We start from the raw sequence: 13,422 nt of genomic DNA, 5'->3' as shown, positions 1-13,422 counted from the left end.
GTGCGATCCGTGGCGGCGGTGCGCGCGACCGGGGGACAGTTGTGGCGTCGGCAGAATATGCGACTCGCGCACCGGGCCGGACTTCGGCGGTCGCCGTCGTACGGCCCGCCAATTCCTTGGAGCATGCCATGGCCCGTGTCGGAAGCCTCTTTCGGAGAACCGCAATTCCGGTGGCGGCGCCCGATGCCGCCCACTCCTGCGACTAGTCGGCCGAAGAACGAAGGGACGAGTACCGATGCAGAACACCGAGACCGTTTCCGCACGGATCCGCGCGACCGTGCCCATCCCGATCCACCTCAACTCCGGGGCCGGCGTCGCCGCCAAGCTGCACACCTTCCACGGGCTCAGCGACCCGGGTGAGCACATCGCGGTGAGCATCGGCGAGCGGAACCTCAGCCCGGAGCGCGTCCCGCTGGTGCGGATCCATTCCGAGTGCCTGACCGGTGACGTCCTGGGCTCCGCCCGGTGCGACTGCGGCCCCCAGCTCCAGGAGGCGGTGCGGCAGATCGACGCCGAGGGCGGCTGCATGCTCTACCTGCGCCAGGAGGGGCGGGGAATCGGCCTCTACAACAAGCTGGACGCCTATGTGCTGCAGGACCGCGGATTCGACACCTATGCCGCGAACGAGGAGCTGAAACTGAATCCGGACTCCCGGGACTACCGGGTGGCGGCCGAGATGCTCACCCTTCTCGGATTCACCTCGGTCCGGCTGCTGACCAACAATCCGGAGAAGGCCGCACAGCTGGCGAAGTACGGAATCGACGTCGTCAGCGTCGTGCCGACCGGGGTTTTCGTCACCGAGCAGAACCGGTTCTACCTGGAGACCAAGGCCCGGGTCACGCGGCACACCCTGGAACTCGGCGAACTCACCGTCGGGGCTGCGGGATGAGGACCGTGCAGCACCTCGGGGGCATCGCATGACAGCGCTGATAATCATGGGTAGTTCGCGTGAGAACTCCTATACGGCGGCCCTCTCCCGGACGATCGCGGACGCACTGCTGTCGGTGGGGGTCGAGTCGGACATCCTCAACGCCGGGGAGTGGAGTGCGCCGTCCGGCCGCACCCCCGCCGGGATCGCGGCGGAGCTGCGGGAGCGGGTCGCGGCGGCCGATGCCGTGGTCCTGGTCTCGCCGGTCTACCACGGCGGCTACTCGGCGCTGCTGAAGGGATTGCTGGACCTGTTGCCGGGCGACGCCTTCGCCGACAAGCCGGTCGCGGTCGCGGCCAACGGCAGCGGTCCGCGCACCGGCACCGTCGTCTGCGAGCAGCTGCGGACGGTCGCCCGGGCGCTCGGCGCCTGGATCGTGCCGACGCAGGCGGCCAGTTGTCCGGACGACTTCGTCCCGGAGGGCGCGCTGACCGCCTCGGCCTCGGCCGAGCTGCGCGAACGGTGCCGGGCCATGGCGGCCGAACTGCAGCGGCTCTCCGTGCTCTTCCGAGCTCCGGCGGGGGTGTAGCCGGTGTTCACCCAGGCTGAGCACGACGCCATGTGCCGCGCCGTCGAACTGGCCGGGAGCCGGCTCGGGCTCACCGGCGCCAATCCGACGGTGGGCTGCGTGGTCCTCGACCGCGAGCAGCGGGTCGTCGGTGAGGGGCTCCATCTGCGGGCCGGGGAGGCCCATGCCGAGGTCGCGGCGCTGGCGCAGGCCGGTCGCCGGGCCCGGGGCGGCACGGCGGTGGTCACGCTGGAGCCCTGCAACCACACCGGCCGGACCGGTCCCTGCGCGGAGGCGCTGCGCGCGGCCGGTGTCGGACGCGTGGTCTACGCCGTCGCCGACCCGAACCCCGCGGCGGCGGGGGGCGCCGCCACCCTGGCGGCGGCGGGGGTCGACGTCGCCGGCGGTCTGCTGACGGCGGAGGCGGGCTGGGCCAACCGCTTCTGGCTCACCAATGCCACCAGGTCGCGGCCGTGGGTCAGTTGGAAGTTCGGGTCGACGCTGGACGGCCGGATCGCGGCCCGCGACGGCAGCTCCCGCTGGATCACCTCCGAGGCGGCCCGCACCGACGCGCACCGGCTGCGGTCGCGGCACGACGCCATCCTGGTCGGGGCCGGAACCGTGCGCGCCGACGATCCGCAGCTCGGGGTGCGGCACGGCGTCGACGGGGCCGCGCCCACCAGGGTGGTCGTGGCGTCGGGGACGGACGGCCTCCCTGTCGGCGCCCGGGTCCTGGACGGCAGCGTGCGCACCGTCGTCGTGGTTCCGGCGGTCGCCGGCGCGACGGCCGCCCCGGTCCTCCGGGACGCGCCCGACACCGAGGTGCTGACCGTCGACGCGGTGGACGGCCGGGTGGAGCCGGAGGCGCTGCTGTCGGCCCTGTTCGACCTCGGGATCGGCTCGGTCCTGGTCGAGGGCGGGCCACTGACCGCCGCGGGGCTGCTGGCCGCCGGGTGCGTCGACGAGCTGGTCGGGTACATCGCCCCGGCCCTGCTGGGCGCGGGTCCCGCCGCCGTGGGGGACATCGGGGCCGACACCATCGGCGAGGCGCTCCGCTGGGAGTTCCGGGAGTGCGCCCTGGTCGGTCCCGACCTGAGGGTCTCGGCGGTGCCCGGCACCGCTCCGGCCCCGCTCACCGCTCCGGCCCCGCTCACCGCTCCGGCCCCGCTCACCGCTCCGGCCCCGGGGCGGTGGACGGCATGAGGACCGGCCTTCTGCTGCCCCTCTACGACGCCCCCTGGCAGCACGGCCTGGGCCGGCTGCACGAGGTCGCCGAGCTGGGCTTCACCGGCGTGTGGACCAGGGACGTCACCCTGACCGAGAACGACGGCGCGGACCGTGCCGTCGCCGGCGACCCGGTGGCCGACCTCGCCCACGCCATGGGCACCGGCCTGCCGTTCGAGGAGTTCGGCACGGCCATTCTCTGCGCCGGCTACCGGCACCCGCTGAGCATGGCCAGATCGGTCGTCATGCTCCAGCAGCTCTCCGGCAACCGGCTGGTCCTGGGCATCGGCGCGGGCTCCCGGAGCAATGTCAACGCCCTCTACGGGCTGGACGCCGAAGCCCGTCGACGGAACCTGCTCGACACCGTCCGCACCCTGGACGACATGCTCCGGCACGGGGGCCGGCTGCTGCCGGACACGGTCCGCTTCGAGAAGCCGCCGACCTTCCAGGCCCCGCCGATCCTGCTCGCGAGCGGGGACCCGGTGGTGCTCTCCGCCCTGGCGCCCTACCTGGAGGGCCTGATGGTGCCCGGCGCCGGGCCCGACCGGCCGGCCGGGCCCGGCCCGGACACTCCGCCGGCGGTGGCGGACCTGCCCAGGACCATGCAGCTCAGCCTGGCGATCAGTACCGCGGACCGGAACCGGCCGATCGGTGTCCGCAGCCTCGGCCGGGTGTCGGTGGTGGAGGTCGGCGCACGGCTGGTGGAACCGCTCCTGGAGCGCTATGCCGCCCACCGGCTCGACCGGGTGGTCTTCCATCTGCCGTTCGACGACTCGACCGGCCGTCAGCTCGCCTGTCTGGCAGCCTGTGTCCGCGGTCTGGCGCGGCCGGTCCCGGTCGGGGCGGGCGCGGTCCGGCAGGCGCCGTGACGCCCGGCATCAGCGCGGCCGTGGTGGCCGACCCGTCCCGGCCGGAGGCCGCGACGGTGCTGGCCGCCCGGCTGCGGGAGCTGGGCCCGGTGGTCGCGGTCCACCCGGAACACGGGGCGCCGACGCGCGGACCGGCCGCCACCGTGCGGGCCTGGCGGGCTGCGGCGGGCACCGGGTCGAGCCACCACCTGGTCGTCCTGGCCGGCGCCGAACCGGTGCCGTCCTTCGCCGAGGAGGTCCTCCGGGCCGTCGCGCGGCGTCCGGACGCGGCGCTGGCCCTCTCCGTCGACTGCGGCTCGTGGACCGGCGCCGTGGTGCGGCTGGCCGCGCTCCGGGGGTGCGCGTGGGCGGTCGCGGTGCCCCGGGCACGGGTGCCGACGCTCGCCGTCGTGCTGCCCTCGGCCCAGGCGCTGGCCTTCGCCGACTTCGCCGAGGCCGCCCCGGCCGCCGGGGACGACGGCGACCTGGTCGCGCGGTTCTCGTGGGAGCGCCGGATCGAGCTGCTGATCCGGGTGCACAGCCTGGTCACCGGCCCGGACGCCCGCGCCGCCGAGCACCCGGCGGACCACGGCCGGCCGCGGGACGAGGTGAGCCCGCTGCCGACCGTCCTGCCGCGGCTCCACGACGGCCGGGCGCAGGTCGCCCTGTGGGACGCCGGGTCGGCCGGCTGGCGCCGGGCCTCGTGGCCGGAGCACATGGCCCGGATCGGCCGGTGCTGGCCGGGCGCGGCCCCGGCGGCGGCCTTCGTCGCCGTCGCGGACGGGGCGCCGCCCCGGGAGCGGGAGCGGCTGCTGCCGCTGGCCGAGGTCGTCCGCTACGGCATCGCCCTCGGGGCGACGCTGAACCGGGCGCCGCCCGAGACCTCGGCCGGGGCCGTCCGCCCGTGCCTGTGCACCGCCGTCCGGTGCGCGGTCCGGCCGCAGCCGCAGTGGGGCTGGCCGACGGCCTGGACGGACGAACTGACGGACGTCCTGTGGCGGGCGGTGGGATTCGGCGCCCGGCTGCGGTCCAACCACGGAGTGGCGCACTGGGCGGCCGAGGAGCTTCGGCGGCTGCCGGAGGAGCTGCTCCCGCACGGTTCTGACACAGCGTCACTGGCACCTGGCCAGTGAAGATCGGAGATCAACATGGACAGGCCCCGCGTCGACGACGCGCGCTCCGCGGCCCGCCTGATCGCGGACGCCCTCGTGATCCACTCGGATCCGCATGCCCGAGCCACCAACCCCTACCACTGGTTCCAGTCGCAGCCGCTGACCGAATCGATCGCCGGACTGGCCTGTGACGAGGACCGCGCCCCCTTCGCGCCTGCCGCACGCCGACTGATGGAGGAGCCGGCGCAGCCCGAGCGCCACCGGCGGCTGGTGGACGCGCTCACCCCGATGGTCGCCCAGTTCCCCGAGCGGATGCGCGAACTGACCGACCTGGCCCGGAGGGCGGCCCACCGCGGCCGCATCGGCTACCACCTGGGCGAGGCCGTGCCCACCGGCGCGCGGCGCCCGCTGCCGCCGGACGGTGCCGTCCCCGCCCCGCCGCGGGCCGAGCCGCCGGGCTCGGCCGCGCAGATCGTGATCCCGTTCCGGGACCGCAGCGCCTCCGGGCACCGGCTGCGCAACCTGCTGAGCTGCCTGAGCAGCCTGCGCGACCAGGACCGGGTCGACGGCGGCTACACGGTGACCGTGGTGGAGGCGGACGAGTCGCCCCGGTGGCGCGCGGAGATCGAGGCGGTGGCCGACGAGTACCTCTTCGCCCGGCACGACGGCCCCTTCAACAAGGCGTGGGTGGTCAACGTCGGCGTGGTCCGGTCGGCGTCGCAGGCCGAGACCGTGTGCGTCTTCGACGCCGACCTGCTGGCGGACCGCGGCTTCGTCGCCCGGAACGTCGGCCGGCTCGGGGAGCCGGGGGCGGGCGCCCTGCTGCCCTACCGCGACATGCTCTACCTCGACGACGCCTCCAGTGAGCGCGCCATCGGTGCGCGCTGCCTCGACGGCGAGCCCGCCCTCGACCCCGGGGTGCTCCGCGGCTTCTGGATGCGCCGCCCGGTCGGCGGCTGCGTCTGGCTCCGGCGCGAGGTCTTCGACCGGATCCGGGGGATGGACGAGCGCTACGAGGGCTGGGGCGGCGAGGACGTGGACCTCGTGCTCCGGCTGCAGGCGTCGACCGCGCTCTACGCGGCCGACGACTTCATGGTCCATCTCCACCATCCGGTCAAGGCGCCCCGGCCGGACGAGGCGGCCAGGAACGACGAGATCCCGTACATGACCTGGAGGCCGACCGGGCCGATCGGACAGATCGACCGCTACCGCGCCGCTCCGGCCGACGCTCCGGCCCACCCGGTCGGACCCCGGCTTTCCCCGGCCGGCTCGTTCGTGGGCGACACTCCCGAGGCCAATGGGCAGGCATTGACACCGGACGCCGCAATGGTCTAGACCTACTCCGGGTGATCGTCAGTCGGGGGAGCGGAGAGTCCGGTGCTTCAAGTGATCGATCGTGGCCGGCCCGGCCCCCGAGCGGTGGCCCGGTCCTGACATGGGCGCGACGCTGAAGGCATTCGGGCTGAGCGGGACGGCCGAGGCGGTGTACCGGGCACTGCTGCAGAACCCGGACTCCGGCCTCGGCGACCTGCCCGCCGAGCTGAACCTGTCCGAGCCCGAGGTGCGGGCCGGCTACCAGGAGCTGGCCGAGCTGGGACTGCTCCGCTCCTCCTGGGACGACCCGCTGACCCTGCGACCGGTGGTGCCGGAGCTCGGGCTGAAGGCGCTGCTGGCCCAACGGGAGGCCGAACTGCTGGCGCACCGACACGAGTTGGAGCAGTGCCAGGCGGCCTACGCGGTGGTCCTCGCCGAGGCGGCCTGCGCGCGCCAGTACCTGCAGACCGAGGACCTGGTCGGGGTGGACGCGATCCGCGACCGGCTGGCCGAACTGAGCGCCCGGACCAGGTTCCAGGTGCTCACCTTCGTCCCCGGGGGCGGCCAGAGCGAGGCGGCCCGCGAGTCCAGCCGGCCGCTCGACGAGGAACTGCTGGGCCGGGGCGTCGAGCTGCGGACCACCTTCCTGGACTCGGTGCGCAACCACCAGCCCACCACGGACTACGCGCGCTGGCTCGCGGAGCGCGGCGGGCAGGTGCGCACGGCGCCCTCGCTGCCGCTGCGGATGGTCGTGGTGGACCGCGAGGCCGCGGTGGTGCCGCTCGATCCCGAACGGAGCGACACCGCGACCGTGCTCTACGGCAAGGGCGCGGTCGCTGCGATGTGCGCGCTGTTCGACCTGGTCTGGTCGGGCGCCGCGCCGCTGGGCGACTCCAAGAGCCGCGACTCGCACGGCATGTCCAGTCAGCACTACGCCCTGCTGCGCATCCTCCAGCAGGGCGAGACCGACCTGGTCGCGGCCCGGAAGCTGGGCATCTCCGAGCGCACCGTCAGGCGGCTGATCTCCGAGGTGATGGACCTCCTGGGGGCTCGCAGCCGCTTCCAGGCCGGCGCTCTCGCCACCGAACGCGCCTGGCTGCAGTGAGGCGGGAATGCCGTCCGGGATGTCCGTGTTGTGGTGGTCACGACACCTCGGCCGGGAGACCGGCCGGGATCCATCCGGAAGGAGCCGGCGTGACCACCGCCCCCACGCTCGCGGACGAGTACGCCCGCGCCCAACTGTTCTTCGACTCCAAGGCGTACAGCGACGCCGCGCTGATCCTGGCCGGGATCGTGGAGCAGGACCCGGCGAGCACCGCGGCCCGGCTGCTGCTGGCCCGCGCCTACTACCACTCGGCCCAGCTCACCCGGGCCGCCGCCGAGCTGCGGCTGGTGCTGGAGCGGGACCCGGTCGAGTCCTACGCCCATCTCATGCTGGGCCGCACCCTGGAGCGCCAGGGCCGGGCCGCCGAGGCCGTCCCGCACCTCAGGATCGCCGCCGCGATGGACGGCGACCCGGAGGTCTGAGCTGCGGGCCCGCCCCCGGCACCGTTCAGGGGCGGGTCATCCGCAGCACGTCCAGGGCCTCGTCGAGCTGCTGCTCGGTGAGCCTGCCCTGCTCCACGTAGCCGCGCTCCAGCACCACCTGACGGATCGTCTTCCGCTCGGCCAGCGCCTGCTTGGCGGTCTTGGCGGCCTCCTCGTAGCCGATCCAGCGGTTGAGCGGGGTCACCACCGAGGGGGAGGACTCGGCGTACTCGCGCAGCCGGTCGGTGTTGGCGGTGATGCCGTCCACGGTCCGGTCGGCCAGCAGCCGGGCGACATTGGCCAGCAGCCGGACCGACTCCAGCAGGTTGCGGGCGATCACCGGCAGCATCACATTGAGCTCGAAGTTCCCGGCCGCGCCGGCCGCCGCGACCGTCGCGTCATTGCCGGTGACCTGGGCCGCGACCATCACCACGGCCTCCGGGATCACCGGGTTGACCTTGCCCGGCATGATCGACGAACCCGGCTGGAGGTCGGGCAGGTTGATCTCGCCGAGGCCGGTGCGCGGGCCCGAGCCCATCCAGCGCAGATCATTGGCGATCTTGGTGAAGCCGACCCCGATGGTGCGCAGCTGGCCGCTGAGCTCGACCAGCCCGTCCCTGGCCCCCTGAGCCTCGAAGTGGTTGCGGGCCTCGGTCAGCGGCAGGCCGGTCACCCGGGCGACCTCGGCGATCACCGCGGCCGAGAAGCCCGGCGGGGTGTTGATGCCGGTGCCGACGGCGGTCCCGCCGAGCGGCAGCTCCGCGACCCGGGGCAGGGTCGCCCGCAGCCGCTCGATCCCGTAGCGGACCTGCGCGGCGTAGCCGCCGAACTCCTGACCCAGCGTCACCGGAGTGGCGTCCATCAGATGGGTCCGGCCCGACTTCACCGTCCCGGCGAACTCCTCCGCCTTCCGCTCCAGCGCGGCGGCGAGCTGCTCCAGCGCCGGGACCAGGTCGTGGGTGACCGCGGCGGTCGCCGCGATGTGGATGGAGCTGGGGAAGACGTCGTTCGAGGACTGGCTGGCATTGACCTCGTCATTGGGGTGGACCGGTCGGCCCAGCCGCTCGCCGGCCAGGGTCGCGACCACCTCGTTGGTGTTCATGTTGGACGAGGTGCCGGAGCCGGTCTGGAAGACGTCGATCGGGAACTCGGCGTCCCACCGGCCCGAGGCGACCTCCTCGGCCGCCTCCTCGATCGCCTTCGCCGCCGCCGGGTCCAGCACGCCCAGTTCGGCGTTGACCTTCGCCGCCGCTGCCTTGATCCGCGCCAGCGCGGCGATGTGCGCCGGTTCGAGACGCTGCCCGGAGATCGGGAAGTTCTCCACCGCCCGCTGGGTCTGCGCCCCCCACTTCGCCTGCGCGGGAACCCGCACCTCACCCATGGAGTCGTGCTCGATCCGGTACTCGCTCATGGCCATGACCTCCTGTAGGAACAGCCCCACCAGGATGGACAGCCACACCGGCCCTTCGGGTGTTCCCGCGCCCGGCGTGTCGACGCCGGGCGCGGGCGCGCCGCTACTTCCCCGGCCGGACCGGGATGCTGGTGATCAGCGGCTGGTCGTCACCGGGGTCGGTGAAGAAGTCGTTGCCCTTGTCGTCCACCACGACGAACGCCGGGAAGTCCACGACCTCGATCCGCCAGACCGCCTCCATGCCCAGCTCGGCGTACTCCAGCACCTCGACCTTCTTGATGCAGTCCAGCGCCAGCCGGGCCGCCGGGCCGCCGATCGAGCCCAGGTAGAAGCCGCCGTGCTTGGCACAGGCGTCGGTGACCTGCTGCGAGCGGTTGCCCTTGGCCAGCATCACCATCGAGCCGCCGGCTGCCTGGAACTGGTCGACGTAGGAGTCCATCCGCCCGGCCGTGGTCGGGCCGAAGGAGCCGGAGGCGTAGCCCTCGGGCGTCTTCGCCGGGCCGGCGTAGTAGACCGGGTGGTCCTTCAGGTACTGCGGCATGCCCTGGCCCGCGTCCAGCCGCTCCTTGATCTTGGCGTGGGCGATGTCGCGCGCCACCACCAGCGTGCCGGTGAGCGAGAGCCGGGTCTTCACCGGGTGCTTGGACAGCTCGGAGCGGATCTCCGGCATCGGCCGGTTGAGGTCGATCCGGACGACGTTGTCGTCGAGGTGCTCGTCGGTGGTCTCCGGCAGGTACTTCGCCGGGTCGGTCTCCAACTGCTCCAGGAAGACGCCCTCGGCGGTGATCTTGCCCAGCGCCTGCCGGTCGGCCGAGCAGGACACGGCCATCGCCACCGGCAGCGAGGCGCCGTGCCGGGGGAGCCGGATCACCCGGACGTCGTGGCAGAAGTACTTGCCGCCGAACTGGGCGCCGATGCCGATCTTCTGGGTCAACCGGTGGACCTGCGCCTCCAGTTCCAGGTCGCGGAAGCCGTGGCCGACGGCCGAGCCCTCGGTCGGCAGGGTGTCCAGGTAGTGCGCGGAGGCGTACTTCGCGGTCTTCAGCGCGAACTCGGCGCTGGTGCCGCCGACCACGATCGCCAGGTGGTACGGCGGGCAGGCGGCGGTGCCCAGCGAGCGGATCTTCTGCTCCAGGAAGGCCATCATCGACGCCTCGTTGAGGATCGCCTTGGTCTCCTGGTAGAGGTACGACTTGTTGGCGCTGCCGCCGCCCTTGGCCATGAACAGGAACTTGTAGGCGTCGCCGTCGGTGGCGTAGAGCTCGACCTGGGCGGGCAGGTTGCTGCCGGTGTTCTTCTCGTCCCACATGGTCAGCGGGGCCATCTGCGAGTAGCGCAGGTTCAGCTTGGTGTAGGCGTCGTAGATGCCGCGCGAGATCGCCGACTCGTCGGTGCCGGCCGTCAGCACGTTCTGCCCGCGCTTGCCCATGACGATCGCGGTGCCGGTGTCCTGGCACATCGGCAGCACGCCGCCGGCCGCGATGTTGGCGTTCTTCAGCAGGTCCAGGGCGACGAAGCGGTCGTTGGGGCTGGCCTCGGGGTCGTCCAGGATCCGGCGCAGCTGGGTCAGGTGGGCCGGGCGGAGCAGGTGCGAGATGTCGTGCATGGCCTCGGCGGCGAGCAGCCGCAGCGCCTCGGGCTCGACCTGGAGGAAGCGGCGCCCGTTCGCCTCGAAGGTGCTGACGCCCTCGGTGGTGAGCAGCCGGTACGGGGTGGGGTCCGTGCCCAGCGGGAGGAGGTCGGTGTAGGCGAAGTCAGGCATCAGCGGCTGTCCTTCAACAGGTGGGGTTGTCGTACGGGCTCGGGGCGTGATCGTCGGCGGGCACCGTTCCGGGTTTGCAGTTCAGAGTACTGAGCGGGGGTGTCCGCCCGTGCCCTCGGGTGACTATCCTCACGTTGTGGACAACTCCTCCCTGCCGGACCCCATGAAGAAAGCCGTCCCGGAGAACAAGCCCCAGCGGCCGTACGCGGATCCGGCCGACGCCGCCGTCGACGCGCTGGCGATGCGCGCCTCCGACGCCGACCGCGAGCGGGTCGCCGAGGCGCTGCGCGAGGCCTATGCCGAGGGCAGACTCACCGCCGAGGAGCACTCGGAGCGGGTGGACTCCGTCTACGCCGCGAAGACCCTGGGCGAACTGGTGCCGCTGACCCGGGACCTGCCGTCCCACGGCGACCTGCACGGCGAGGCGCCGCAGCCGGTCTCGATGTCCAAGCCCGCGCCCGCGCGCGGACCGGCCGGCGGAGAGCCGCCGGCTCGCTCGGAGGACCCGAAGCTGATCGCGGTCTTCGGCGGCGCGGAGCGCAAGGGGCGTTTCCGGGCCGGTAGTTGGATGAAGGCGATCGCGGTCTTCGGCGGCGTCTCGATCGACCTGTCCGAGGCCGTCTTCGACCAGCCCGAGCTGGTGATCCACTGCACGGCCGTCTTCGGCGGCGTCGAGATCAAGGTGCCGGAGCACGTGGCCCTGCGCGGCGGCGGGATCGGGATCTTCGGCGGGACCGACATCCGCCAGCAGGAGGGGGCCGACGCCTCCAGCCCGGTGGTGGTGGTCAAGTCCGTCTGCGTCTTCGGCGGGGTCGAGGCGAAGCGCAAGCGGTTCGGCAAGCTGAAGGAGACGCTGCGCCGGGCGGTGGACGAGGGCTTCGACCGTGAGGACCTGGGCCGGATCGGGCGCGAGGCGCGGGACGAGTGGCGCCGCTCGCGGCACGAGGACCACCTGGAGCGCCGCTGGGAGCGCCGGGACCGGGGCCGGCAGCGCCGGGACCGCTACCGCGGCGGGTACTGAGGGCAGAGGGGCGGCGGGGGAATCGGCGGGGAATCGCTCGGCGGGCCCGCGCGCATTCCGACGAGTCTGTTCATCGGATTGTGTGCGGTGTGCATGAATGGCCTACCGACGGGGTAGATCCTGGCTCACATCGCCTCGCCGCGCGGCAGTGGATCCGCTGGGTCGTACGGCGGTGCTGACCCTCCCCGGACCGCCGTCAGGAGTGTGCTGTGCTTCGTCCGATAGAAGCCCGTTTGGACGCGAACCGTTCACGCGTTCCCACGCAGCGCGGACATACGGACGACTCTCCCTGGCATTCCAGTGCCGCCTGCAGGCGGGACGAGGCCGGACTGTTCTTCGCTCCCTCCAAGGAGCCCACCGCGGCCCGGCTGGCCCGCGAGGAGCAGGCCAAGCGGGTCTGCGGACGCTGCCCGGTCCTGCTGGAGTGCCGCGAGCACGCCCTGCTGCAGCCGGAGCCCTACGGCGTCTGGGGCGGCCTGACGGCCGCCGAGCGCCGGGTGGTGCTGGCCCGGCGCCGCCGTCGGGAGCAGGAACTGCGCGAGGCGGCCCGGATCGGAACGCAGGTCGCCGCGGCCGGCTGAGCCGGCCGCGGCGAGTGCCTGCGGTACTGCGCCGCCGCTAGCGTGCGCGGTCGAAGTCGATCGCGCTGTAGGCCCGCAGCTTCGACAGCTTGTGCTCGCTCTCGATCCGACGGATCGTGCCGCTCTTGGAGCGCATCACCAGCGAGCTGGTGATCGCGGTCTCCGCCTTGTAGTGGACGCCGCGCAGCAGTTCGCCGTCGGTGATCCCGGTCGCGACGAAGAACACGTTCTCGCCGCTGACCAGGTCGTCGGTGTGCAGCACGCGGCTCAGGTCGTGGCCGGCGTCCAGGGCCTTGCGGCGCTCCGCCTCGTCCTTCGGCCACAGCCGGCCCTGGATCACGCCGCCGAGGCACTTGATGGCGCAGGCCGCGATGATGCCCTCGGGCGTCCCGCCGACGCCGAGCAGCAGGTCGACCCCGGTGCCCTCGCGGACGGCCATCACCGCTCCGGCCACGTCTCCGTCCGAGATGAACTTGATCCGGGCGCCGGTGGCCCGGATCTCGGCCGCCAGCTTCTCGTGGCGGGGTCGGTCCAGCAGGACGACGGTGACGTCCTCCGGTGCGCAGCCCTTGGCCCGGGCGACGGCCTGGACGTTGTGCTCGACCGGTGCGGTGATGTCGACGAGACCGGCCGCTTCCGGTCCCGCCACCAGCTTGTCCATGTAGAAGACGGCGCTGGGGTCGAACATGGTGCCCCGGTCGGCGACGGCCAGGACCGCCACCGCGTTGGGCATGCCCTTGGCGGTGAGGGTGGTGCCGTCCACCGGGTCCACGGCCACGTCGCACTCGGGGCCCGTGCCGTCGCCGACCCGCTCCCCGTTGAAGAGCATGGGCGCGTCGTCCTTCTCGCCCTCGCCGATGACGACGACGCCGTTCATCGACACGGTGTGGACGAGGGTGCGCATGGCGCGCACGGCTGCGCCGTCCGCGCCGTTCTTGTCGCCTCGGCCGACCCAGCGACCGGCCGCCATGGCGGCGGCCTCGGTCACCCGGACCAGTTCGAGGGCGAGGTTGCGGTCGGGCGCCTCGGGGGCGACCTCCAGGGATTGGGGCAGATTGTGCTGGCCGTGCTGGTGCTGCTGGTCGTGCGGGTGCTGCTCGGTCATCGGTTCCCGTACCTCTCTGTACGACGACGGCCGGATGAGGGTGTGTTGATCGTATCCGCGACCTGCGGAGATGTCTGTGGC

The 13,422-nt window shown here is 73.0% G+C and carries 13 protein-coding genes; 10 read left to right on the top strand and 3 right to left on the bottom strand.

Going from position 1 to position 13,422, the window contains the following annotated elements; all coding sequences use genetic code 11:
* Nucleotides 1-235 precede the first annotated feature (235 nt).
* From BS75_RS15800 to BS75_RS15765, 8 genes are all read left to right on the top strand, one after another.
* Nucleotides 236-889 carry a GTP cyclohydrolase II gene (locus BS75_RS15800; protein ID WP_034088692.1) on the top strand — a complete coding sequence of 218 codons (654 nt, stop codon included), beginning with the start codon at nucleotides 236-238 and terminating at the stop codon, nucleotides 887-889.
* A 28-nt stretch (nucleotides 890-917) separates the two neighbouring features.
* A complete protein-coding gene (locus tag BS75_RS15795; RefSeq protein WP_081982352.1) occupies nucleotides 918-1,457 on the top strand; it encodes an NADPH-dependent FMN reductase in 540 nt (179 codons plus the stop codon).
* 3 nt (nucleotides 1,458-1,460) lie between these two features.
* Nucleotides 1,461-2,639, top strand: a complete 1,179-nt coding sequence (ribD, locus tag BS75_RS15790; RefSeq protein ID WP_081982351.1) for a bifunctional diaminohydroxyphosphoribosylaminopyrimidine deaminase/5-amino-6-(5-phosphoribosylamino)uracil reductase RibD — start codon at nucleotides 1,461-1,463, stop codon at nucleotides 2,637-2,639.
* Nucleotides 2,636-3,529: an LLM class flavin-dependent oxidoreductase gene (locus tag BS75_RS15785; RefSeq protein WP_034088691.1), complete on the top strand. Its 894-nt coding sequence runs from the start codon at nucleotides 2,636-2,638 to the stop codon at nucleotides 3,527-3,529. Before ribD ends, BS75_RS15785 begins: the two co-directional genes overlap by 4 nt.
* Nucleotides 3,526-4,641, top strand: a complete 1,116-nt coding sequence (locus BS75_RS44310; protein ID WP_052069445.1) for a hypothetical protein — start codon at nucleotides 3,526-3,528, stop codon at nucleotides 4,639-4,641. Before BS75_RS15785 ends, BS75_RS44310 begins: the two co-directional genes overlap by 4 nt.
* A 15-nt stretch (nucleotides 4,642-4,656) precedes the next feature.
* A complete protein-coding gene (locus BS75_RS44305) occupies nucleotides 4,657-5,955 on the top strand; it encodes a galactosyltransferase-related protein (RefSeq protein ID WP_052069444.1) in 1,299 nt (432 codons plus the stop codon).
* A 100-nt stretch (nucleotides 5,956-6,055) separates the two neighbouring features.
* The gene (locus BS75_RS15770; protein WP_034088690.1) at nucleotides 6,056-7,039 is read left to right on the top strand and encodes a LuxR C-terminal-related transcriptional regulator; all 984 of its coding nucleotides are present in this window, start codon (nucleotides 6,056-6,058) and stop codon (nucleotides 7,037-7,039) included.
* An 89-nt stretch (nucleotides 7,040-7,128) separates the two neighbouring features.
* Nucleotides 7,129-7,461: a tetratricopeptide repeat protein gene (locus tag BS75_RS15765; RefSeq protein WP_034088689.1), complete on the top strand. Its 333-nt coding sequence runs from the start codon at nucleotides 7,129-7,131 to the stop codon at nucleotides 7,459-7,461.
* 25 nt (nucleotides 7,462-7,486) lie between these two features.
* Here the strand turns inward: BS75_RS15765 and BS75_RS15760 are convergent, their stop codons facing one another.
* Together BS75_RS15760 and BS75_RS15755 are read right to left on the bottom strand one after the other, a co-directional pair.
* Nucleotides 7,487-8,878 carry a class II fumarate hydratase gene (locus tag BS75_RS15760; RefSeq protein ID WP_408022539.1) on the bottom strand — a complete coding sequence of 464 codons (1,392 nt, stop codon included), beginning with the start codon at nucleotides 8,876-8,878 and terminating at the stop codon, nucleotides 7,487-7,489.
* 97 nt (nucleotides 8,879-8,975) lie between these two features.
* Nucleotides 8,976-10,634, bottom strand: coding sequence for a fumarate hydratase (locus BS75_RS15755; RefSeq protein ID WP_034088688.1), 1,659 nt, complete (start codon nucleotides 10,632-10,634; stop codon nucleotides 8,976-8,978).
* 136 nt (nucleotides 10,635-10,770) lie between these two features.
* Here BS75_RS15755 and BS75_RS51475 point away from each other — a divergent pair, with 136 nt between their 5' ends.
* Together BS75_RS51475 and BS75_RS15745 are read left to right on the top strand one after the other, a co-directional pair.
* Nucleotides 10,771-11,655 (top strand): DUF1707 SHOCT-like domain-containing protein, encoded by an 885-nt coding sequence (locus tag BS75_RS51475; RefSeq protein ID WP_063771509.1) that lies wholly within the window; start codon nucleotides 10,771-10,773, stop codon nucleotides 11,653-11,655.
* 209 nt (nucleotides 11,656-11,864) lie between these two features.
* Complete coding sequence (locus BS75_RS15745; protein WP_081982350.1) at nucleotides 11,865-12,236, top strand: WhiB family transcriptional regulator; 372 nt, start codon at nucleotides 11,865-11,867, stop codon at nucleotides 12,234-12,236.
* Between the two features lie 37 nt (nucleotides 12,237-12,273).
* On the opposite strand, the gene glpX is transcribed toward BS75_RS15745, so the two are convergent.
* Nucleotides 12,274-13,341 carry a class II fructose-bisphosphatase gene (gene glpX, locus BS75_RS15740; protein ID WP_042438431.1) on the bottom strand — a complete coding sequence of 356 codons (1,068 nt, stop codon included), beginning with the start codon at nucleotides 13,339-13,341 and terminating at the stop codon, nucleotides 12,274-12,276.
* Nucleotides 13,342-13,422: the final 81 nt, after the last annotated feature.

The organism is Streptacidiphilus albus JL83 (assembly GCF_000744705.1).
Taxonomy (GTDB): Bacteria; Actinomycetota; Actinomycetes; order Streptomycetales; family Streptomycetaceae; genus Streptacidiphilus; species Streptacidiphilus albus.
This window is presented reverse-complemented; position numbering and strand designations above follow the sequence as displayed.